This window comes from Thermoanaerobacter mathranii subsp. mathranii str. A3, assembly GCF_000092965.1.
Lineage (GTDB): Bacteria > Bacillota > Thermoanaerobacteria > Thermoanaerobacterales > Thermoanaerobacteraceae > Thermoanaerobacter > Thermoanaerobacter thermocopriae.
The window spans coordinates 1,847,681-1,870,157 of sequence record NC_014209.1 but is presented as its reverse complement, the minus strand read 5'-3'; the positions used below and the strand labels follow the sequence as shown (position 1 = coordinate 1,870,157).

25 protein-coding genes are annotated in these 22,477 nt (G+C 33.2%); 20 read left to right on the top strand and 5 right to left on the bottom strand.

The annotated features are described in order from the left end of the window. Positions 1-651: 651 nt before the first annotated feature. Positions 652-1,260: a type II toxin-antitoxin system PemK/MazF family toxin gene (locus TMATH_RS09230; RefSeq protein ID WP_013150757.1), complete on the bottom strand. Its 609-nt coding sequence runs from the start codon at positions 1,258-1,260 to the stop codon at positions 652-654. 146 nt (positions 1,261-1,406) lie between these two features. Between TMATH_RS09230 and TMATH_RS11935 the strand changes: the two genes are divergently transcribed. The 4 genes from TMATH_RS11935 to TMATH_RS09220 all read left to right on the top strand — a co-directional run bounded on the left by TMATH_RS11935 (position 1,407) and on the right by TMATH_RS09220 (position 4,711). Then, on the top strand, positions 1,407-1,577 hold the full coding sequence (locus TMATH_RS11935) for a hypothetical protein (protein WP_157629585.1): 171 nt from the start codon (positions 1,407-1,409) through the stop codon (positions 1,575-1,577). A gap of 129 nt (positions 1,578-1,706) precedes the next feature. Continuing rightward, on the top strand, positions 1,707-3,188 hold the full coding sequence (locus tag TMATH_RS09225; protein WP_013150756.1) for a hypothetical protein: 1,482 nt from the start codon (positions 1,707-1,709) through the stop codon (positions 3,186-3,188). Positions 3,189-3,424: 236 nt separating this feature from the next. Further along, a complete protein-coding gene (locus TMATH_RS11930) occupies positions 3,425-3,613 on the top strand; it encodes a hypothetical protein (RefSeq protein WP_157629584.1) in 189 nt (62 codons plus the stop codon). A gap of 708 nt (positions 3,614-4,321) precedes the next feature. Next, complete coding sequence (locus TMATH_RS09220; protein WP_012995822.1) at positions 4,322-4,711, top strand: secondary thiamine-phosphate synthase enzyme YjbQ; 390 nt, start codon at positions 4,322-4,324, stop codon at positions 4,709-4,711. 2 nt (positions 4,712-4,713) lie between these two features. On the opposite strand, the gene ligD is transcribed toward TMATH_RS09220, so the two are convergent. Both ligD and ku read right to left on the bottom strand, forming a co-directional pair. After that, entirely contained in the window at positions 4,714-5,637 is a 924-nt protein-coding gene (gene ligD / locus TMATH_RS09215; protein WP_012995821.1) for a non-homologous end-joining DNA ligase, read from the bottom strand. Positions 5,638-5,650: 13 nt separating this feature from the next. Next, positions 5,651-6,463 carry a non-homologous end joining protein Ku gene (ku, locus tag TMATH_RS09210; RefSeq protein WP_013150755.1) on the bottom strand — a complete coding sequence of 271 codons (813 nt, stop codon included), beginning with the start codon at positions 6,461-6,463 and terminating at the stop codon, positions 5,651-5,653. A 142-nt stretch (positions 6,464-6,605) separates the two neighbouring features. On the opposite strand from ku, the gene TMATH_RS09205 reads away from it, so the two are divergent. Continuing rightward, positions 6,606-7,859 (top strand): serine hydrolase, encoded by a 1,254-nt coding sequence (locus TMATH_RS09205; protein WP_198002287.1) that lies wholly within the window; start codon positions 6,606-6,608, stop codon positions 7,857-7,859. 47 nt (positions 7,860-7,906) lie between these two features. On the opposite strand, the gene ytaF is transcribed toward TMATH_RS09205, so the two are convergent. After that, positions 7,907-8,575 carry a sporulation membrane protein YtaF gene (ytaF, locus tag TMATH_RS09200; RefSeq protein WP_255549648.1) on the bottom strand — a complete coding sequence of 223 codons (669 nt, stop codon included), beginning with the start codon at positions 8,573-8,575 and terminating at the stop codon, positions 7,907-7,909. 98 nt (positions 8,576-8,673) lie between these two features. Between ytaF and TMATH_RS09195 the strand changes: the two genes are divergently transcribed. Both TMATH_RS09195 and hcp read left to right on the top strand, forming a co-directional pair. Further along, on the top strand, positions 8,674-8,961 hold the full coding sequence (locus tag TMATH_RS09195; RefSeq protein ID WP_013150752.1) for a DUF503 domain-containing protein: 288 nt from the start codon (positions 8,674-8,676) through the stop codon (positions 8,959-8,961). Between the two features lie 116 nt (positions 8,962-9,077). Then, complete coding sequence (gene hcp, locus TMATH_RS09190; RefSeq protein WP_013150751.1) at positions 9,078-10,721, top strand: hydroxylamine reductase; 1,644 nt, start codon at positions 9,078-9,080, stop codon at positions 10,719-10,721. A gap of 70 nt (positions 10,722-10,791) precedes the next feature. Here the strand turns inward: hcp and TMATH_RS09185 are convergent, their stop codons facing one another. After that, positions 10,792-11,190, bottom strand: a complete 399-nt coding sequence (locus TMATH_RS09185; protein WP_012995815.1) for a helix-turn-helix domain-containing protein — start codon at positions 11,188-11,190, stop codon at positions 10,792-10,794. A gap of 171 nt (positions 11,191-11,361) precedes the next feature. Between TMATH_RS09185 and TMATH_RS09180 the strand changes: the two genes are divergently transcribed. The 13 genes from TMATH_RS09180 to TMATH_RS09120 all read left to right on the top strand — a co-directional run bounded on the left by TMATH_RS09180 (position 11,362) and on the right by TMATH_RS09120 (position 22,469). Next, positions 11,362-11,547 (top strand): helix-turn-helix domain-containing protein, encoded by a 186-nt coding sequence (locus TMATH_RS09180; protein WP_012995814.1) that lies wholly within the window; start codon positions 11,362-11,364, stop codon positions 11,545-11,547. A 262-nt stretch (positions 11,548-11,809) separates the two neighbouring features. Further along, the gene (locus TMATH_RS09175; RefSeq protein ID WP_013150750.1) at positions 11,810-12,175 is read left to right on the top strand and encodes a DUF6514 family protein; all 366 of its coding nucleotides are present in this window, start codon (positions 11,810-11,812) and stop codon (positions 12,173-12,175) included. A gap of 94 nt (positions 12,176-12,269) precedes the next feature. Then, positions 12,270-12,686, top strand: a complete 417-nt coding sequence (acpS, locus tag TMATH_RS09170) for a holo-ACP synthase (protein ID WP_012995812.1) — start codon at positions 12,270-12,272, stop codon at positions 12,684-12,686. Continuing rightward, the gene (locus TMATH_RS09165) at positions 12,649-14,181 is read left to right on the top strand and encodes a bifunctional ADP-dependent NAD(P)H-hydrate dehydratase/NAD(P)H-hydrate epimerase (RefSeq protein ID WP_013150749.1); all 1,533 of its coding nucleotides are present in this window, start codon (positions 12,649-12,651) and stop codon (positions 14,179-14,181) included. The genes acpS and TMATH_RS09165 overlap by 38 nt, the downstream gene beginning before the upstream one ends. A gap of 11 nt (positions 14,182-14,192) precedes the next feature. Beyond that, positions 14,193-15,200 carry a LolA family protein gene (locus tag TMATH_RS09160; RefSeq protein ID WP_013150748.1) on the top strand — a complete coding sequence of 336 codons (1,008 nt, stop codon included), beginning with the start codon at positions 14,193-14,195 and terminating at the stop codon, positions 15,198-15,200. A 19-nt stretch (positions 15,201-15,219) separates the two neighbouring features. After that, positions 15,220-16,377, top strand: a complete 1,158-nt coding sequence (gene alr, locus TMATH_RS09155) for an alanine racemase (RefSeq protein ID WP_013150747.1) — start codon at positions 15,220-15,222, stop codon at positions 16,375-16,377. Between the two features lie 97 nt (positions 16,378-16,474). Next, the gene (locus TMATH_RS09150; protein WP_003867471.1) at positions 16,475-16,750 is read left to right on the top strand and encodes a CopG family ribbon-helix-helix protein; all 276 of its coding nucleotides are present in this window, start codon (positions 16,475-16,477) and stop codon (positions 16,748-16,750) included. A gap of 2 nt (positions 16,751-16,752) precedes the next feature. Continuing rightward, entirely contained in the window at positions 16,753-17,103 is a 351-nt protein-coding gene (locus tag TMATH_RS09145; RefSeq protein WP_003867472.1) for a type II toxin-antitoxin system PemK/MazF family toxin, read from the top strand. A 97-nt stretch (positions 17,104-17,200) separates the two neighbouring features. Then, positions 17,201-17,653 carry a hypothetical protein gene (locus TMATH_RS09140; RefSeq protein ID WP_013150746.1) on the top strand — a complete coding sequence of 151 codons (453 nt, stop codon included), beginning with the start codon at positions 17,201-17,203 and terminating at the stop codon, positions 17,651-17,653. Between the two features lie 114 nt (positions 17,654-17,767). Further along, positions 17,768-19,780, top strand: a complete 2,013-nt coding sequence (locus tag TMATH_RS09135; protein ID WP_013150745.1) for a DUF5693 family protein — start codon at positions 17,768-17,770, stop codon at positions 19,778-19,780. Between the two features lies 1 nt (position 19,781). Next, positions 19,782-20,873, top strand: coding sequence for a polysaccharide pyruvyl transferase CsaB (csaB, locus tag TMATH_RS09130; RefSeq protein WP_013150744.1), 1,092 nt, complete (start codon positions 19,782-19,784; stop codon positions 20,871-20,873). A 2-nt stretch (positions 20,874-20,875) separates the two neighbouring features. Beyond that, positions 20,876-21,610 (top strand): WecB/TagA/CpsF family glycosyltransferase, encoded by a 735-nt coding sequence (locus tag TMATH_RS09125; protein ID WP_013150743.1) that lies wholly within the window; start codon positions 20,876-20,878, stop codon positions 21,608-21,610. A gap of 13 nt (positions 21,611-21,623) precedes the next feature. Further along, positions 21,624-22,469: a YitT family protein gene (locus TMATH_RS09120; RefSeq protein WP_012995803.1), complete on the top strand. Its 846-nt coding sequence runs from the start codon at positions 21,624-21,626 to the stop codon at positions 22,467-22,469. Positions 22,470-22,477: the final 8 nt, after the last annotated feature.

The following is a 22,477-nucleotide window of genomic DNA, read 5'->3' as shown; positions in this document are numbered from 1 at the left end:
AGAAGGATAAAGTGGGCGGTTAGGGAGTTGAGAAGTCAGGGAGAAATTCCAAAACTGTGGAAAGTGTTGAGAAAAGCAGGTATAAGGAAGAAATTTTGCAAAGACATGGAGAATTACGTACTTCAAATAATTGACAAATAGTAAAATTATTGTAAATGACGTATAACAATTATGTGATATTTAAATACTTAATATCAGATCTTCTATTTTCTAGATTAACTAATGTTGTAGCAAAACTTCTATAATTTTTGGGTGTTGCATTCAATTTTGTAATGAACCAACGTATTTGGAATGCCTGATAGCGATGGCATTTCTTTTTTTATTTTCGAGGACGTTTTTAAAAACGATAGTCCTATTGCTTATAATTTAGAATATTAAAGTTAAAATTTAATGGGATACCTTAATAGGTATCCCACAAAACTGTTGAGAATGCTCTGGACAGCGTCCAGTGCGATATCAGTTGTACTATATATTATGCGAAAGCTTACAAGTTTAATACCATACAAATAATTGTAGCCAGTATAGCATACTGGCCGTAAAAGTTGAAAATGTTCTAAATAGCATTTAGAACGATATCTGTTGTACTAGTTAAATTTTAAAACCTTTTTGCCAGTATGTCAAGACCAGTACGAAGAAATTTTATTGAGGGTTTTACATATCAAACAATTGTAGCAAAGCAGGCTTTATTTTGTTTAATGTCCTTTCATTAATAATTGCAACATGTGACTTTTCGAGTCTTTTCTTACTTATAGTCCTTATTTGAGCGAGATTTATGTATCCAGTGATTTCTTTTTTGTAGTTAGGCATAATTTCAACTGGTATCTCATAATAGTCCAATTTCTTATAGCATTCATTGCCTTGATCATCCAAATATTTGATATAATGCTTACCGTTTTCTTCCTTTAGAACTGTCATTCCTCGGTGTGTAGTAATTGGAGCTACAATAGTGGTTGGTGAACTGCTATTACCCTTATCATTTTGTAAGACTACTACTGGGCGTTTGTGATTCTGCTCGCTTCCAATATTAAAACCAAGCTCACAAAAGAATATGTACCCTTTCTTGACTACATTTGGAGTCCCCTTAAAAAAAATGCGGTATTTTTTTAGTGACCACTCCAGTATTTTTTTACCTAAAACCAGATGTTCAAGCCATATTTTTTCAATTTTATTAGGTTTTGTTATTTGTGATTTTATTTTTTCTAGTAGCTTTGTTATATCCGATAAAAGCAGTGTTATTTCAGATTGCTCCTTATCACCCATAAGTATGTCACCACCTCCCTGAATGATTTTAAGATATTCTCATTGTATAAAATTATAAGTATCATTCTCCTATTTCTCAATACTATTCTTTATCTTTTTCATAATGGATGCTATAATTCCATCATCAGCCAAGGAAGGGTGATGTGTTGCATGACAGGGTAGGAAAAAAACTCATAAATGCAGCCCAGGAGATCATCTTTACCGCATGTTTAAACGGAAACGACCTGGTACAGTTCGGCAGGGAAGTGGCGCAGATATTGTTTGATTATTGGCTTTTGGAGAAAGAGCCTTATGAAATTCTTACAGGAAAGGTATAATTGAATTGAGAGTGTATACTCAAAATTGCGTTTTAGGAATAAGTTTGAATTCAATTTTACAATATCTTCAGGTAAACGTTAAATAGGTATCATTAATTATAACTTCTACTTTGTTTTGGGGGTGATTTCATGCCGCAAAATATTTTGGAAAGAATTGAATGGGAAGTATTAAGAGACAAAATCATTATTCAAAACTTAACAAGTCTCGGTGGACTTCCAAAAGGTTCCCAACGAATTGAAGTTTGGAGAGATGAGTCATATAAAATTAAAGCAAAAGTGTATGGAACCGTCAGCAATAATGATGAGCATAGTGAATTTGAAAAAGGTATAGCTGGAACTAAAGTACCAACGTTTACTGTTGAAGGTACTGATGCTACTGGCCTGGTAAAGTATACATTAAATCATTGCTTTGTAAGAAACATTCAAAAGAAGTTTGTTTGGAACGGTGAAGGTTATGTGACAAATTTTGAGGCAGAACTAGCTACATATGAGTTAAAGATTCAATATTCTAATCGAGAGCAAAGTGACTGGCATGTTGAGTGGTTTTTGAATGGGCCCGATGATTTTGAACATATATTTCCTAGAACCACAAAAAGAAGTTTTTCCCAAACATTTGTAAGGGAACGTCTATCAGTTGACGGGGAAAGTAAAAATTATTCTGGAGGTGCAGGTGAAAGTTATAATAGAGATTTTGCCTTTATTGATACAGGTAAAATAAAATATATTCTTAGTAAGGTTCCCAAAGGTTTAGGACCCGAGTGGTCAAATAATATTGGTATAGAATACCGTAGGGAATGGGGGGGAATCCCAGACCGAGACACAAGAGAAGCTATAGCTGAAATAACAAGTTTTATAATTGGCAAACATTTATTGAATATTGGTTACTCAACATTTGATTCAATGGGACAACCAATTGAACAGGTTGCTTTAAATCCATGGGGCGATAACGTGATCTCTTTGTCTCGGTCACCTGGGTTATCTCCTATTCGGTTTTCTTTTTCTGATTTTAACAGAATAGAAAAAGTTTTGAATCAGGTTGTACCCAGGTATTTAGAATTGCGGAACGTATTAAATTTGAACGAGGCGCTATGGAGGTATTGGATTTCTAATGACCTGCCTATCGGGGCAAACCTTCCAATATTACATGCAGGTGTTGAGATATTAGCAAAAGCGTGGTTCAAATCAACCAAATCAAAGACAAAGGGTGTTTATTTATCGAAGAAAGAGTTTGATGAGTTAATTGAAGATGGTATGAAAATCATTGTCCCCAAATTACAACGGCAAAAATACGGAGATAGGATGATTCGTAAAATATCAGACGCCTATAAAATGACACAAAACGAACAGTTAGCATTCTTTTTTGAGGAGATTGGTTTGAATATTGGAGAAGTGGAAAATGAGGCGTTAAAAGGAAGAAATATAATGGCTCATGGAAGTTCTAGTCAATCCGATGAGGAAATAAGTTACCTTATTTATTTAACCCGTTCTTATCAGACATTATTCCATCGCATTTTCCTAAAAATTTTAGGATATACAGAGAATTATATCGACTATTCAACAGAGGGATGGCCAGAGCGGCATATAGATGAGCCATTAGGAGGGAATAAATAATAAGAGAAAAGCCAAATTGGAGATAATAGAATAGTTGAGGATTTCTTGTGTTCCTGGTTATTTTGGTTTAAAGGGTTGTTTTATACAAAGAAGAACCTCATTGACTCTTTGATAAAAAAGGAAAAAGAAAATATTTACGATATGCACTTGCCATGCGAGATTGTTCCATCAATCTTTAACAGCAACATTGAAGTTTTGTAAGAAGATGTGAATCATTCAGTGATTTTATTAAATAATTGTCGAGATTGCTTCTTGATATTTATTTAGGTGTAATAAAAGTAATTAGACAGTTTATTGATGCTTTAACTGCAATTAATCTCAGACTTGAACTTGCGTATGCTATGTTTGTAGCGTCAATAGAATCACTTCCACAAGATTTCGATAGTTATGAGATAAAAAGGGATTATTGCCCAAAAATTAACTAATACATGGTTATTACAAATGACCAGTTGCAAATGAATTAGTCAGTTGAGAATGGTTATTGGTAATACTAAAACTGTGATAGAAAGGGATAAACGTAACTAGCAGCAATAATACTTACATGCCAATTATTAACAAGAATGTAGCATTATTATACTTTACTAAAATTTTTCGTAATTTTGGTAATAAAAGATTTTAATAATTGTATATTTTGTTTTAAAACTAAACCTTAACCCTTACCACTTATTTCCAAACTGTGTATTTTTCATTTAATCTTCCCACCCATGCGAAAAAAGTAGTTCCGTTGAGGGGTAAGAAAGGGAAAAGGATAGATTAAGGAATAAGGATAAAGGGTAAAGGAATAACGAAGGGATAAGTGGTAAGGCCTCGAAAAATCAAGGTTTACGCCACTTATCCCTTTTTCCTTTCATCCTTGACCCTGCTCCATTTGGAAAGACTTTTTTCGCACAAAGTAGAGCATACATTGGGAAATTTTAGTAGAAATATAGCTTAATTACGGAAAAAGTTTATTGCCTCCCAGAAAATGCCATGTAGATTTTATGCGGGTTTGAGGGATTGGAAATGGAAAGGGGTTTTTTTTAAATTAACAGTGAATTTATGAACTAATAATATTTAAAGGCATGTTGACATGACATTAAACAATTTGCTATTATAGAAAGCAAATCCAGAAAATTAAAAATGGAGGAGTTATTATGATTGTTTTTGAGATAAATACACCGGTAAGAGAAGTGATGGTGGATATTACTGATATGGTGATGCAGGAGATTAGGAAATCTGGCATTGTTGATGGGGCTTGTGTTATCTTTGTGCCTCATACAACAGCGGGAGTTACAATAAACGAAAATGCGGATCCAACTGTAAGAGAAGATATAATGGCGGCTTTAGAAAGAGTAATTCCTAATATGCGTTTTAAACATATGGAAGGCAATTCAGATGCCCATATAAAAGCGTCTCTTATGGGAAGTTCAGTAACTTTAATTATTGAAAATGGAAAACCACTTTTAGGAACTTGGCAGGGTATTTATTTTTGCGAGTTTGATGGTCCAAGGAGAAGGAAAGTTTATATCAAGTTTTTGAAGTGAGTTTACTCAAACCTGCACTCTTCTGGCTTTACATTATACTCAAATTGAATAAAAGAAGGTGCCCTCATTTTCATGTTTTCAGACCATTCCATAAATCTCACTTTACATGTTAGCAAAGGCTTTAACCATTGCACATTTTTTTCTTTAAAGTTATAATAATTATCTGGAGCTTTTATCTCCTTGGCAACTTCATAAAATGCTTTTAATTCCTTCTGGGATAGGCCTGATTCACAACTTCCTATGTTTATTAAATTATTTTCCTCATCGTAAAGTCCCAATATAAGAGCTGTTTTATCAGTTCTGTACCCTATAATAACTGCATTTATTACAATAAAATGTTTTGACTTAAGCCACAGTTTACTCCTTTTCCCTATTAAATATTTTGAATCAACTTTTTTGGCGACAATTCCTTCAAGTCCCCTTTTGCCTGTCTCTTCAAAAAGCCTTTTGCCATGTTCAAAAATAAAATCAGATATTTTTATGACCTCGCTTTCTTTAACTGTTTTTCTAAGTATATCTTTTCTCTCTATAAGTGGCAATTCTACAAGAGATTTGCCGTTTAAGTATAATATATCCCATGTTATGAAAATTACGGGCATTATCTTGCTTAAAAGATTTATTTTTACTAAATTTTGTTGATGCTTTCTCGACATAATGCTTTTGTAACTAGGCTTGCCGTTTTTTAAGACTACCAGTTCACCGTCAAGTATTGCTTCTTTTGCTTTTATTTGTTTATGAAGCAATGCTAAATCCGGAAACTGGTGGGTTATATCAACAAGCCTTCTATCTTGAAGCCTTGTTTTATTTGAAAGAAAAGCGATAGTTCTTGAACCATCCCATTTGATTTCATATATCCATTCAGGATTATCAAAAGGGTCACTACTGAATGCCAGCATAGGTGATATTTTTTCTTCTATCATAGTCATAGCCACTCTTCCTTTATGCGCCTTTTCTTTTGCGACCTTTTTTTGCTTTTTCTTCTTTTTTTACAGATTCAATACTCGCTTTTAGTGCACTTACTAAATCGAGGACATTGTCAGCTTCAGGTGCTTTTTGAGGAATTTCTATTTCTTTGTCTTGTATCTTTGACTCAATCATTTCAATTAACGTCTTTCTGTAGTTATCATCATATTTTTCGGGTTTGAAATCTGAGGTTAGAGTATCAACAAGTTGTTTGGCCATTTTTATTTCATTTTCATGCAAGTTGACTTCTCTTAAAGGAGGAAGTTGGTTTGTGCTTTTTATTTCATCAGGAAAATGCATTGTTTCCATGACCATATATTTTTCATCGTACACTCGTATGCATGCGAGGCTTTGCTTGGACCTGATTACCACTTTCGCTATTGCAACTCGTTTTGTTTCTTTCATAGAATCTCTTAAAAGTACATAAGGCTTTGTACCAATATCTTCGGGTACAATGAAATATGTTTTATCATAATATATGGGGTCTATTTGTCCTATATCGGTAAAATCTACTATATCAATGGTTTTAACTGTTGGCATAGGTATCCTTTCCAAATCTTCCTCATCTATAATGACAAATTTACCTGGTTCGTATTCATATCCTCGCACTATTTCCTCATCTGAAATGGGTCTATTACATACAGGGCAGATTTTTTCATATTTTATAGGAGTTTTACATTCTTTATGAAGTTGCCTAAAATGTATGGCATGGTCTTCTGTAGCGGTATACAGTTTTATGGGGATACTTACAAGACCAAAACTTATTGCTCCTTTCCACATTGAGCGCATATTTAAATCACCTCATATTTAATATTTCCATTAAAAAATTTTTTATTAAAAAAATATATATAAGCTGTTATATATGGATATATATGTTTGTTGAAATATGATATTATATACAGTATAATTGGAATTGAATGGGGTGATAAAATTGAAGAATGTAAAAAAGATACTTTCATGGATTCTTATTATTGCTATTGTTGTATTGATACCTATATTTTCGTTTGCAAGAAATCTTCCAAAATTCACTTTTGGGTCAAGGCTTTTATATAGCGGGACGTATGGGACTGATGTAAAAGAATTACAAGCCATGTTAAATAAAGCGGGATTTGATACAGGCACTGTTGACGGCATATTTGGTAAAATGACATTAAATGGAGTTTTAGACTTTCAAAGGTCCAAAAATCTTGTGCCCGATGGAATTGTAGGTCCTAAGACATATGCTGTTCTTGAAACTGTTTCCTGGGCTGACCCGATAGTTTACTCTGTTAAGCCAGGGGATAACTTATACTTTATAGCAAAGCGCCATGGAACGAATGTCCAAAATATAATAGATACAAATGGATTAAATGATGGGGATAGCTTATATGTTGGGCAAAAGATTTTAATTCCTCATCCGCCTGTTGAAGTGCCACAACAATTGAACAATGCTACAAATTATCAAGAACTTAAAAATAACATTCAGGCATTGATATCTCAATATCCTGGCAAATACGGAGTTTACTTTATTGACTTAAATACAGGGCAAACTTTAGAAATAAACGGTTATGATTCGTTTATTGCAGCAAGCACTTATAAAGTACCTCTTAACTTTTACCTTTATACTCTTATAACCGATGGAAAAATAGACCCTAATATGAAGGTGCAATACACTCAAGCTGACTATGAAGGGGGTGCCGGTTCTATACAGGCAGACCCTGTTGGAAGTTATTATACTATAAGAGAGCTTTCAAGACGTTCGATTGAAGAGAGTGATAATATAGCCTCCAATATGATTATGAGAGTTGTAGGAAGGGATAATTATATAAAATTTATGGAAAAATTAGGAGCCTATGTAATACCCTACAGCAGCAATATTACTTCTCCAAGAGATATGAGTATGTATATGAAAAAACTTTTAGATTATGTAAATGCTCATCCGGATACTGCAGGAGAATTAATGTATTATCTTAAAAATACCATATATAATGATAGAATATCTTATCCTATACCAGATGGAATAGAGGTAGCACACAAAATAGGTAATTTGTCCAATGTAGTAAATGATACAGCGATAGTTTTCCATCCGGCGAGACCTTATATATTAACTGTACTTGCAAATGATGTAGATGGTTCTGACGACTCCTATGCATATACTGTAATAAGGCAGATATCAAAAATGGTGTATGACTTTCAAAATAGATAAAAAGTTTAAGCCGGGTTTTCCGGCTTAAACTTTTAGTACCTTAAGGCTTAGAACAAAGTTTTATAAGCTATTATAAGTAAAATAACCCCGCTTAGAATCGTGCCAAATTGTCCGATGGTAAAAGAGCCTATTCGCATATTAGCAACTTTTGCCCCTAATTGTACTCCTGCCCATACAGAAACAAAGCTTCCAATTGATGTAGTGAAAGATATAGCAAAGGGACAAAAACCCAAAAGCCCTGCTCCCAGTCCGTTTGTCAGAGCATTTGCTGAAAGGACAATTCCCAAAAGGATTGCTTCCCATAAATTGATTTCTCCGGATTTATCCAAATCTACGATTTCAGGATTTTCCAAAATTTTTTTTATAGAAGTAGTCTTTGATGATATTCGTTGTATATTTTTGGAAGACGTTTTACGAGGAACAGCCAGTAAAATAATTCTAAGTCCTATTATAAAAAGCAGAAATGCTCCTACAATTAAAGGTAGTGATCCTGGCAGGGTTTTATTTAACCATTTACCAAAAAATATTCCAGACATGCTAAATAAAAAAGAGATTATTGCGATGATTGTATTGGAAAGAATACTTATTCGTATATTTCGTATACCATAGGAAATGCCTACTCCAAAATTATCTATGCTTGATGATATTGCAAACCCTGAAATGATTAGCCATTTCATATGTTCACACTCCTCTCTATCTACCTTTATAGTACGCATTAGATAAAGAAGGTGTGATTTTATTGAAAAAGCATAATATTGTAAGGTATAATTATATTGTAAAAATTTCCTGAAGGAAGTTAGGTAAGGGGATATATATGATTGTATCTTATTGTAAAGTATATCTACATGCCAATTGGGTTCATTCATTAAAAGAAAAAAGAATGATTGTAAGAAGCATTGTAGGTAAGGTAAAAAGTCATTATAATGTATCTATATGCGAAATAGAAAACCAAAATTTACACAAATCAATTGTCATAGGTTTTTCGGTGTGTGGCAGTGATGCTGTTTTAACACATAAAATAGTTCAAGAGGTTGTAGACTATATTGAAAAAAATACAGATGCTTATATAGAAAATATAGAAATGGATACAATAAATGTTTGACTCCAAATGAATTATGTTCATTTGGAGTTTTTATTTTGTGATTTTTATCACAGATTCTATTGAACTTTTAGTTTATCATAATTTGTGGACAAAAGCTTAAAAAAGGAGGAAGTAAAATGAGCATGTTTTGCTATCAATGTCAAGAAGCTTCTCAGGGCATAGGCTGTACAGTACGAGGTGTATGCGGCAAGACAGACGATGTTGCAAATCTTCAAGATTTGCTGGTTTTTACATTGAAAGGTATATCTTATCTAAATTTAAAGGCTAGAGAAGCAGGAGTAAATAAAGATAAGACGGACAGATTCCTTATTGAGGGATTATTTTCCACAATAACTAACGTTAACTTTGACAAAAACTTCTTTATTAACAAAATAAAAGAAGCTGTTGCATTAAGGGAGGAAATAAAACAAGACCTCAAAAAAGCAGAAATTGAAGTAGATGAATCCATTGAAGCTATAAACTGGGTTTATGGTACAGATGAAGATATAGAGGCAATAGCTCGTGAGGTAGGAGTTTTATCTACAAAAGACGAAGATATAAGGTCATTAAGAGAGCTTATCACTTATGGTGTAAAAGGTATGGCGGCTTATGCATATCACGCATATCAGCTGGGATACAAAGATGATAATATATTTAGGTTTATGGAAAAGGCTTTAGCTAAAATTTTAGATGACAGCTTGACTGCAGATGATTATGTGGCTCTTGCACTCGAGGCAGGAAAATTTGGCGTTGATACAATGGCACTTCTTGATAAAGCGAATACATCGACTTATGGCCATCCTGAAATAACAAAAGTTAATATTGGTGTGAGAAATAATCCTGGAATATTGATAAGCGGTCATGATTTGAAAGACTTAGAGCAATTGTTGGAGCAAACTGCTGGTACAGGGGTTGACGTTTATACCCACGGAGAAATGCTTCCTGCTCATTATTACCCGACTTTTAAGAAATATCCACATTTTGTTGGTAACTATGGAAATGCATGGTGGAAGCAAGACAAAGAGTTTGAATTATTTAACGGACCAATTTTAATGACTACAAACTGTCTTGTGCCTCCAAAAGATTCCTACAAAGATAGAGTTTACACTACAGGTGTTGTAGGCTTTGAGGGAGCAAAACACATTCCAGAAGGTCCTGATGGAAAAAAGGACTTTTCAGAAATAATTGAACATGCAAAAAGATGCAAGCCACCTGTTGAAATTGAAAGAGGAGAAATAATTGGAGGTTTTGCTCATAACCAAGTTTTAGAGCTGGCAGATAAAATTGTAGAAGCAGTAAAGACAGGAGCTATAAAGAGATTTTTCGTAATGGCAGGCTGCGATGGCAGAATGAAGAGCAGAACCTATTATACCGAATTTGCTAAAGCTCTTCCCAAAGATACAGTCATTTTAACTGCAGGCTGTGCAAAATACAGGTACAACAAGTTAAACCTTGGAGACATAAACGGAATTCCCAGAGTTTTAGATGCAGGACAATGCAATGACTCATACTCATTGGCTTTAATAGCCATGAAGCTTAAAGAAGTCTTTGGCTTAAATGATATAAACGAACTTCCTATATCTTACAACATTGCATGGTATGAACAAAAGGCTGTTATAGTGCTTTTGGCCCTTTTATACCTTGGAGTAAAAAATATTCATTTAGGACCTACGCTTCCTGCTTTCTTGTCACCAAATGTTACAAAAGTGTTAGTTGATAAATTTGGCATTGGTGGCATTACAAATGTAGAAGATGATTTAAAAATGTTCATGGGCGAATAAAGATAACGGCTGCAAAGTGCAGCCGTTATCTTTTGCCATTATGATTAATTATTAATCATAATGGTTAAAATTACACTTCCTTTTCTTTTTTTATATACTTTTCTAAATCAGTGGTATTCAAACTCACTTTTATATACCCTTCTATATCTTTCTTTCTTTCCTCAGGCAACATTTCAAAAGCTTTAAAAATTATTTTATCCTTTTCACTGATGTTTTCAAACTCTTCCCTCGATAAATATTTTGCCTCTTCTTCTTTTACATATTCTATTTGTTGCCCAGTAAGAAGCCAATCTATTGAAACATTAAGGGCGTTTTTTAACTTTATCAAAGCATTGGAAGAAGGCATTGATTTGTTATTTTCAAGGTCACTTAAATTTCCAACAGATAATCCTGTGAGTTTGCTTAAAGCTGTTATAGTCAAATTATTTTTTTTACGGGCGTATTTTATGCGTTCGCCAACTGTATCCATAACACTCCTCCCTTTCTGAATTACGATATTAGTATTGACATTTTCGTAATTCAGATATATATTTAAATATAGTTAACTTTTAATCATTATCTATTTTAACACAAATATTTTACTATTCCTACTGAATAAATATATAACCTTTGTTTGCAGGGAAAATAAGGGGGTACTTTGATGAAAAAAAGAAAGTTGACAGATTTTGGGAAGTTAGTGAATGATAGATTAGCAGAACTCAATATGACACAAAAAGAACTATCCCGGTTAATAGGCACCAGTGAGCCATATTTAAGCATGATTTTACATGGGGAAAGGTCAGGAAAAAAATATATTGATAAAATAAAGGAGATATTAAAACTTTGATTAGCGTTTTTGGCATCTTGCAAATTTTTTTTCGACAGGTGTAGTTTTAATATTAGCATAATCTACAGTTTTCGATGTCACAAAAAGCACCAAATAGCTTTGCAGGAGCTTATTAAATGTTTGTTAAGGTAAAAAAAGAGTTTTTTCTGTCGATAAAAAATTTTCTAAAAAATAAAGGATTTTTTACAAAAAAATAGAATATATTAATATATATTGTAAGTTAATAATTAATCTTAAAAAATAAATTGGAGGGGATAGTAAGATGTATTACAGGAAAGTGAGCGAGTACATATCGACAAGGGAGGAAGAAAAGAGAAACATAACTACTCACTACATAGTGGTTATGTCAGAAATAGGTGTTTTTAACGGAAAAGAGGAAGTAAAATTGCCGTCGTATGGAATAAAGATTCATCAAGAAATTTTTGATGGTGAAAAGGGGAAAATTGAAATAATAGAAGAAAAAGTGACAAATATAAGCCCTTACTTTGAAAAAGTGGACAAGCTGGCACAATTCTTTAAAGAAATGACAGTGTCGCCTCTTCATCTGTATGAAATAATTGACGATATATGGGAGGATTACATAACGGACTATGATAGACAAGCCCAATTGTGTAAGGTTGCTATTTAAGAAGGTGTTACACCTTCTTTTATTTTTTTGAAGGATTTTGTGATTTAATAGAGAAATAATATATTGTAATTAGGAGAAGTGGAGGAACTAAGATATGGAAATATTTGTTGGAACGGATATTGTAGAAGTTGAAAGGATAAAAAAAGCTTTTAATACATATTCTAAATTTTTGGAACGAATATTTACTCAAAAGGAGATAGAGTATTTTAACAGTAAAAGGAGGAACTTGACCCATATAGCGGGTTTTTTTTCCGCGAAAGAAAGCGTCTCAAAAGTCTTAGGAACAGGTATAGGTAGTTTTAGCTGGAAAGATATTGAAATATGTCACAATGAAAAGGGAGCGCCTGTTGTAATTTTAAAAGGGAAAGCTAAAAGTATTGCGGACAAAAAGGGAATAAGGGATATAAAGCTATCTATTTCTCATACAAAAACCCATGCTATAAGCTGTGCTATTGCTATTGGAGGTGAAAAAAATGATAGTGCTGACATCAAAACAGATGAGAGAAGTTGAAAAAATAGCTATAGAAAAAATAGGAATTCCTTCTATATGTCTAATGGAAAATGCGGGAAGAGAAACAGCACTAGAAGTAAAAAAGATTTTGGAAGAGAAAAATTTAAACTCTGTAATAATCATATCAGGGAAAGGAAATAATGGGGGAGATGGTTATGTAGTGGCTAGAAATCTTTATAATTGGGGAGCCGATGTAAAAGTATTTTTAACTACAAGTATAGGTGCTATTTCAGGAGATGCAAAAGTAAATTTAGATGCAATCCTAAATATGGGGATCTATGTAGCGGAAATTACTCAAAGAGAACATCTAAAATTTTTGGAAAAAGCTATTAAAGAGAGCGATGTCATTGTAGATGCTATTTATGGAATTGGACTTAAAGGAAGAATAACAGGTATAGTAAAAGATATTATAGAAATGATAAACCAAGCAAATAAAATTGTGGTATCTGTCGATATTCCTTCTGGATTAAATGCTGATACGGGTAAAATAGAAGGTTGCGCTATTAAGGCTAGTAAAACAGTTACTATGCAGTTTGTAAAACCTGGCTTATTAGTGTATCCAGGTGTCGATTATGTAGGAGAAGTTCGTGCTGCTGAAATAGGAATTCCTTACCGGTTAGCAGCGGAGATAGGTTATGATTATAACCTTGTGACTTCAGAAGATGTAAAAGTTCCAAAACGGCTTGGGGATACTCATAAGGGAGATTATGGAAAAGCTTTGATTATAGCTGGCTCTAAAAATATGACAGGAGCAGCATATCTTTGTGCTAAAAGTGCTATTAAGACAGGTTGCGGATTGGTGAAATTAGCAGTTCCCCAAAGTGCCCAATCAGTAATTCAGGGAGCACTTTATGAAGTCATAACCTATGGATTAGAGGAGAAAAATGGCATTTTGTCCTATAATGCTTTAAGTAGTGTACTTAAGTTAATAGATGAAAGTGATGTTATTGCTATAGGACCGGGATTGACTCATGACAAAGATATTTCACAGTTGGTGTATGACATTGTAAAAAATGTAGATAAGCCTGTAGTTTTAGATGCTGATGCTCTTAATGCTTTGGTAGGAAGATTGGAAGTTATACAAGGCAAAAGAATTATTCTCACTCCCCATTATGGGGAAATGTCGAGATTGACAGGTCTTACCACAGATGAGATTAAGAATAATCTTTTTGAAGTTGCAAAAACTTTTATTGATAGGTACAAAGTGACACTTGTACTTAAAGGTGCTAAAACAGTAATAGCTACTAAAGAAGGTAGCATATATATAAATAGCACAGGCAATCCTGGTATGGCAACTGCTGGAAGTGGAGACGTCCTAACAGGGATGATTACAGCTTTTTTGGCTCAAGGGTTTAGCGAAGAAAAAGCGGCAATTTATGGGGTATTTTATCATGGAAAGGCGGGAGATATCGCCAGAGAATATGTGGGAGAGTATGGAATGACAGCGATGGATATACTTGAGAACATTCCGGATGCTCTTAAATGCGGTTTGTAAGAGGGTGAGAATTGTTGAAAAAAAGTTTTTTTGTGATTGCTTTTGTAATTATATTTTTTCTTTCAGGCTGTGGAACAAAAGCGAAAAAAGTTAAAGATCCTTTTGTGTATATTAAAGAACAATTAAATAAATTAGAAAGTTATACTGCCACAGCAAATGTAGAGCTTTATAACAACAAGATAGAGAGCAAATATACAGTAATGCAGTTTTACAAAAAAGGAAAATTACGATTAGAAGTTTTGGATGAAAATGGGAGTATAGATAAAATTATTGTGTATGACGGAAAAAGAAGTTATGTGTATTTTGCAAGGGTAAATCAAGTTTTTGTAGCAGAAAACACACAAGAGATTCCTTTGTATTCGATGATTACTTCTTTTATAAAAAACTATAATTCAGGTGGAGAAATAGAAAAAGGAGAAATAGATAAATTTTATTTAATAACAGTTCCTATTTTGGACAAAAATGTTTTTATGTACAAGGAACAAATGGCTTTTTCTAAAAAAAATTTGATACCTGAAGAATTAACAATTTTTGATATTAACAATAACATTTTCTCCAGAATAACCTATAAAGATTTTAAGTATAATCCCGAGATAGATGATAAATTATTTACTAAAGATAGTGTAACAACGTTGGCTGCGAATTTTTTGGATTCTTCAGCAATAGAAATAGATGTAAAAGAGGTTTATAAATATTGTGGATTAAATCCTGTAATGCCTGTATATTTGCCACAAGGCTTTAAACTTTTAAATGTGTTGGTAAATGTTAATGAAAATAATGGAGTTATTTTTGTGTATACTTCGGGTAAGAATTTAATAGAAATTTTTGAAACTGTTGTTGACAAAAGCGAAATAACTAATGAAAAAGGATTCTTTTTGAAAGAAGGAGTGTATTATAAAGAAAAAGACAATGGCAAAAAGGAATATACTACGATGGTAAATGGCTTGCAAATAAGAATTACTGTAACTGGGGATGTAGATGGAGAAGAGATACTTAAAGTGATAAAATCCTTGAGGTGAAAAACAAGGGGGACTTTTAATGTTTGATAATATAAGGCCAACAAGAGCAGAAATATATTTGGATAATATAGCGCATAATTTGAGTGAAGTAAAAAGATGGGTGGGCAAGAAAGTAAAAATAATGGGTGTAGTGAAAGCCAATGCTTATGGTCATGGCGCTTGTCACGTAGCAAAAGTCTTGGTAGAAAATGGGGTTTGCTATTTGGGGGTAGCGACAATAGAAGAGGCGTTAGAATTAAGGGAATGCGGAATTAATATTCCCATACTCGTTTTTGGATATACTCCTTTAACTCAGGCCGAAGAATTAATTGTGCACAATATAACTCAAACTGTTTTTGATATAAACTATGTTGAAGACTTAGAAAAAATTGCTTTAAATGTGGGTAAAAAAGCTAAAGTACATGTAAAAATTGATACAGGCATGGGACGGATAGGATATACGGATTTAAAGGTAGCAGAAAAAGAAATAGAAAAAATGATGGAAATGGAAGGGGTAGAGGTAGAAGGTATATTTAGTCATTTTGCTACTTCTGATGAAAAAGATAAGAGCTATGCTGAACAACAGTTTGATATGTTCAAAAAATTATTAGAAAGGTTAAAAGAAAAAAGGATAAACATTCCTTTAAAACATATGGCTAACAGTGGAGCAATTATTGACCTTAAATATACTTATTTAGATATGGTGAGACCAGGAATAGTTCTATACGGTAGTTATCCTTCAGAAGAAGTCAAAAGACCATTGGATTTAAGACAGACTATGGGTTTTAAAACTAAAATAGTATATATAAAAGAAGTGCCCGAAGGCACTTCCATAAGTTATGGAAAGACATTTATAACTAAAAGAAAGAGTAAAATTGCTACCTTGCCTGTAGGGTATGCTGACGGTTTTAATAGATTACTTTCTAATAATTATCATGTGCTAGTGAAAGGGAAATATGCTGCTGTGGTTGGAAGGATTTGTATGGACCAAACGATGATAGATGTTACCGATATAGAAGGAGTAGAAGTAGGTGATGATGTAATTATTTTTGGAAATCAAGAGGGAGAAAAAATAACAGCTGAGGAGATTGCTAAAAAATTAAATACTATACCTTATGAAGTATATTGTGGAATATCCAGCAGGGTACCTCGAATATATATTTACAAGGGAAAGGTAGTTGGGGAAAAAATTATTTAAAAATTTAGCTTTTATAGTATAAAATTTACAAATGATTGACATCATTATATATAGTAATATATAATAAATTATATAAGTGCGTAAGGAGGTCCTAAAAGTGGGCGAAACAAAGCGAATACTTGTGAGCTTGCCGCAGAGTTTATTAGAAGAGGTTGATGTTCTTGCCGCTATGGAAAACAGGAACCGCAGTGAATTTATAAGAGAAGCGATGAAATTATATATACGGGAGAAGAAAAAAATTCAAATACGAGAGAGCATGAAAAAGGGATATCTTGAGATGGCAGCGATTAACAGTGAACTTGCGGAAATGGGCCTAACCGCAGAAAACGAATGCTTTACAGGATACGAAATGAAATTGAAAAAGTGTGATTGACTATGGTGATAAAGAGGGGAGATATTTTTTATGCCGATTTAAGCCCTGTAATAGGCTCTGAACAGGGCGGAATTCGGCCTGTACTTATAATTCAAAATGATATTGGCAATAAATATAGTCCAACAGTAATAGTAGCGGCAATTACCTCTCAGATCAACAAAGCCAAATTGCCCACTCATGTTGAAATAAATGGGGCAGAATATGGACTTAACAAAGATTCTGTAGTATTGTTAGAACAAATTAGGACTATTGACAAAAAACGTTTAAGAGAAAAAATTGGCCATTTTGACCAGGAAATGATGGAGAAAGTCAATGAAGCTTTGCAAATAAGTTTGGGGTTAATTGACTTTTAAGGACTTATCTTAGGATAAGTTCTTATTTTTTGTTGAAATATCATTTATTTTTTTATAAAATAGAGGTAGGAGAGTGAAATTATAGGAGGAAGAACAAATGAAAAAAGGTTATGCACTTATACTGGTTTTTGTTGCAATTTTAGTGGCTTTAAGTGTTGGTTATGCTGACCAAAATTCTGAACCAGGAAGTCAGCAAGACCCTCTTGTTAGTAAAAGCTATGTTGATTCGCAATATAATGAAGTAAAAGCTTATGTGGATGATAAGCTAAAAGAGGCAAAGACAGGGACAAGCTATGAGGTAGTGGAATTAAATGCTGGCGAAGTTTTAACCATGGAAGGTGGTACACAGGCAATAGTGAGAAGTGCAAATTCAGCAGTAATTGTTACAAAAACTGATGGAGTGGCAGACCTTACTGCAGGTACAAATTTAAAAAATAATGATATTATACCTGCCAATCACCTTTTGCTTTTTCCACGATCTGATGGTAGAGGAATAAAAGCGACAAAACGAACATACATAGTCGTAATAGGTAAATATACAAAAAATTAACAGCGCTGTGCGCTGTTTTTTTATGCGTTAACGAAAATTTTGTGATATAATATGAGTAGTTGTAAGTTTACATTTTAATTCTCCAGAAAAGGAAATAATAAAGGAGAGATTAACTTGAATCTAAAGAAAATACTTATAATAATTATTGCGCTGTCTTTAATAGTATCTGTTTTGGTAGACGTAAACAGAATAAAAGTGGAGAACAAGTATGACACAGTAGAAATTGTAGGAGATTTAAAAAGTTTCAAAGACCTTGCGTCTGTAACAGGCAGAGACTTAACTTCTGTACTTTCTGATATGAAATCAGCTGGTCTTATAGGTGTTGCTGTAAATGAGGTTACTCTGGAAAACCTTCAACAATCTGGTGAAATTTCTTTAAGCCTTTTAAAAGACGTAATAAATCTTTATTTATTATCTTCAAATTTAGGGAATGAAGCATTGGAAGACTACTTAAAGAGTCTTACAGATAAGGAAAGAGAGCAGTATGGCAATTACATAGTTGTAACAACAAAAGATGTAAAGATATTCAATTTTCTTAAAGAGGCTTTAACAAAAAGAGTGCCTGAAGACGGATTAAAAGTGCTTGAAAAGAGAGGTAGCTATGCCTTTGTTATCAATAAACCCAAAGATGTTTTTATAACAAAGGGGTTAGGATTTGATGAAAGCGATTTAGGACTGGTAAAGTCGTTAGGCTTTGATGTGATACCGCGAATTGAAAATTTCACAGGTATAAAAGATAAAGACATAGAAGAATATGTTGATATATTAAAAAAATTTAATGTAAAGACTGTAATCTTTAATGGGACTGATGTTTTAGGAAACCCAGAAAAGATACTGTATGCAGCTTCACTGTTTAAGAAAAATGACATAAATGTGGGCATTATAGATGTACCAATGGGTAAGAAACTTCAAGAGGGAATGAATAAATTTGCTAAGTTTGATAGCTATAAGGGGATAAAAGTCTTTGGAGTTTCAGAAGCAGAAACTCAAAAATACGATGCTTCTGAAATAATAAATAGATGGTATAGAGGAATGATAGAGAGAAATGTGAGAATTATTTATATGAGAGCGAAGATAGAACATTTTAAAAGTGCGGATTACAATATAGAACAAAATAAATCTATGATAGAAGACATGACAAAATACATAAAAAAAGTGGGGTTAAAAGTTGGTGTTGCTAAACCTCTTTCTGAACTTCATCAGTCAAAGCTTACGGAAATACTCATAAGTTTGGGAGTTATTGCCGCCGGCTTATTGCTTTTGCAGATGTTAGGAATTGGAGACTATGTGCTAATTTTATCAGGATTGTTGGGGGCTATACTGACTTCTTTAGTGCTGGTAAGCAGATTTAACGATTTAGGGGTCAAAGCAGTAGCATTAGCTTCTTCTATAATTTTTCCTTCTCTTGGGATAGGATATTTTATAGACAAAATGAAAGAAATATTGGACAGGAAGAAAAATCTCAGTTTCACATATACCTCTTTAAAAATATTTATTAATTCGCTATTGATTTCTTTTGTAGGGGCTCTTAGTATAGCGGCTATAATGGCTGATAGCAAATATATGTTGAAAATTGACTATTTTAGGGGTGTAAAACTTTCTTTTGTACTACCTTTACTGTTTTATGTTTTATACTATATTGTAAAGATATACGATGCCAATGACTGGAAGACTTTTATGGAAAGAATAAAGGAATTTTTAAACATAGACATAAAAGTATGGCATTTGGTAGCTATTGTTATAGCAGGGATCATTGGAATTATATACATTTCAAGGACGGGCAATGAACCTATTGTTAAGCCAACAGAGTTAGAACTTAAATTTAGAGACTTTCTTGAGCATACTCTTGTAGCAAGGCCTCGGACTAAAGAGTTTTTAATAGGTGACCCTGCGATTATATTAGCAATTTATGCTGCTTTTAAAAATTCCAAAGGCTGGGCATTTATTATGGGAATATTTGCTTCAATAGGTATCTTGTCAATTGTTAATACTTTTAGCCATATCGGAAGCGTGCTTCCAATTGCGATAGAGCGTACTGTAATTGGTTGGGTGTTGGGGGCTTTAATTGGCATGATTGCTGTATTTATAGTGGACAAGACCTTAAAAAATATAAAAAGGGAGTATTGATATGAAAACAGTCATATCCGGCTATTACGGATTTGATAATATTGGGGATGAAGCTGTTCTAAAATGTCTGGTAGAAGGTTTAAAAGAAAGAGGTATAACAGATATAACAGTTCTTTCTAATAAACCTGATGAAACTTCTAAAAAGTACAACGTAAAAGCAGTAAATAGGAACTCTTTTAAAGAAATATATAAAACGCTAAAACAGGCAGATGTATTGGTAAGTGGCGGTGGTAGTCTTATACAAGATAAAACCAGTAGTAAGAGTTTGTGGTATTATCTAGGGATAATGCTTATGGGAAAATTTCTGAGGAAAAAAGTGTATGTTATAGGGCAAGGTATTGGTCCAGTTGATAAAAAATTTAACAGATGGCTTACTGCAAGAATTTTAGATAAAGTTGATGGAATAGCTGTAAGAGATGAATTATCAAAAGAGTATTTGAAACAGCTAAATGTCAAAAAAGAGGCAGTATTAGCAGCAGACCTTGTGGTAAACTTTTCTGTTGGTGATGACAAAAAAGTTTTTGATAAAATCCTTGAGAAAGAAGGAATTGATTTAAATTCCTCAGAATATGTTTTGATTTGCACGAGAGAATGGGGAAATTCTGAATTATCAAGGGTTGAGTTGGCCAGTGCTGCAGATTTTATTGCCCAGGATTATGGATATAAAATTGTTTTTCTTCCTTTTTATCACGAAGATATAGAAGAGAGCGATAGGGTTGCTACTTATATGAAAATGCCTTATCAGATTTTAACTGGGAAATACGAGATAGAAGAGATTTTGAGTATCATTAAAGGCAGCAGCTTATTGATAGGTGTAAGACTGCATTCTTTAATTTTTGCGTTTATATCCTTGGTTCCATTTGTTGGTATATCTTATGACCCTAAAGTGGAGGGGTTTCTAAAATCCGTTGGTGAAAGCAGTGCCGGAGATATTAATTCTTTTACTGCCGAAGACATTTTAAAAAAAGTAAATTCAATTTTACAGCGAAAAGAAGAGTATATAAATAATATGTCTAAGCGTTTAGTTGAGCTAAAAGAAAGAACAAAAAAGAATTTTGACATATTATTTGAACATAATAAATTTGAGGTGTGAAGATGGAAAGATTAGATATATTTGGAGTGCCAATAGATCGAGTGACAATGATACAAGCAGTAGATATTTTAAATAATTTTTTGCAAGAAAACAGACTGCACATTGTTGCTACGCCTAATGCAGAAATTGTAATGATGGCACAGAAAGATAAAGAATATATGGAAATATTAAATAATACTGATTTAAATGTCCCAGATGGAAGTGGCATTGTTTTTGCTTCAAAAGTTTTTAAAAAACCGCTGCTTGAAAGAGTGGCAGGTTTTGACCTTATGTTAGAATTTATAAAGGATATATCTTCTAAAGGCGTTAAAATTTATTTATTAGGTGCAGCTTGTCAAGTTGCAGAACAAGCTCGTGCTAATTTAGAAAAATTATATCCAGGAGTCAAAATAGTAGGGACCCATCATGGTTATTTTACTGAGGAGGAAGAAAATAAAATCATAGAAGAGATAAATAATAAAGGTGCAGAAGTTCTTTTTGTGGCTTTAGGTGCTCCTAAACAAGAAAAATGGATTTATAAAAATAAAGATAAATTAAAGGTAAAAATAGCAATGGGGGTCGGAGGAAGCTTTGATGTAATAGCTGGAAAAGTTAAGAGAGCCCCCTACATTTATAGAAAATTAGGCTTAGAGTGGCTATACAGATTGATTAAAGAGCCTTGGAGATATAAAAGAATGATGGCGCTTCCTAAATTTGCCATTAAAGTTTTGCTACACAAAAGAGAAGTTGTAAGATAAGGGGAATGCCTTTATGAAAATTTCAGCTAGGAAAATAATAATAGACTTTTTGTGGGTTACGATAGGGACATTACTTGTTAGTTTGTCTCTTGACCTATTTTTGGCACCTAACAGGATTGCTCCTGGTGGAGTAAGTGGACTTGCAGTTGTTTTACGACATTTATTTGGATGGCCGATTGGAGCAGCTACATTGGCAATAAATATTCCACTTTTTATCATTTCGACTAAAGCTTTAGGAACAGGTTTTGGAGCTAAAACACTGTATTCAACTATTTTATTAGGTGTTTCTATTGATGCATTGGCTTTTTTAAAACCTCTTACCCATGATACTATGTTAGCAGCAGTATATGGTGGTATAATAATGGGTGTAGGGCTGGGCATTGTAATAAAATATGGAGCGACAACTGGTGGAACAGATATGGCTGCTATGACTTTGCATAAATACATACACTTTTTAAGTGTGGGTAGAATACTGCTTATAATAGACTTTATAATAATAACTTTAGCAGGAATAGTTTTCAGCCCGGAATTAGCTCTGTATGCTTTTGCCACTGAATTTATTTCTATTAAAGTTATTGACCTTATCCAAGAAGGTAGTGGCGATGAGAGAATTGCTATAATTATTTCTGATAAGTATGAGGAAATCAGTAAGTCAATTTTGGAGGAAATGGAAAGGGGGGTAACAGAGTTAAAAGGAAGAGGGGGATATTCAAAAAAAGACAAAAACGTTTTATTGTGTGTTGTAACTCGTAGAGAAGTTACAAATTTAAGAAGCCTTGTGAAAAAAATAGACCCTAATGCTTTCGTAATACTATCAACAGCCCATGAAGTTTTAGGAGAAGGATTTAAAAACATGTGAAATGGAGG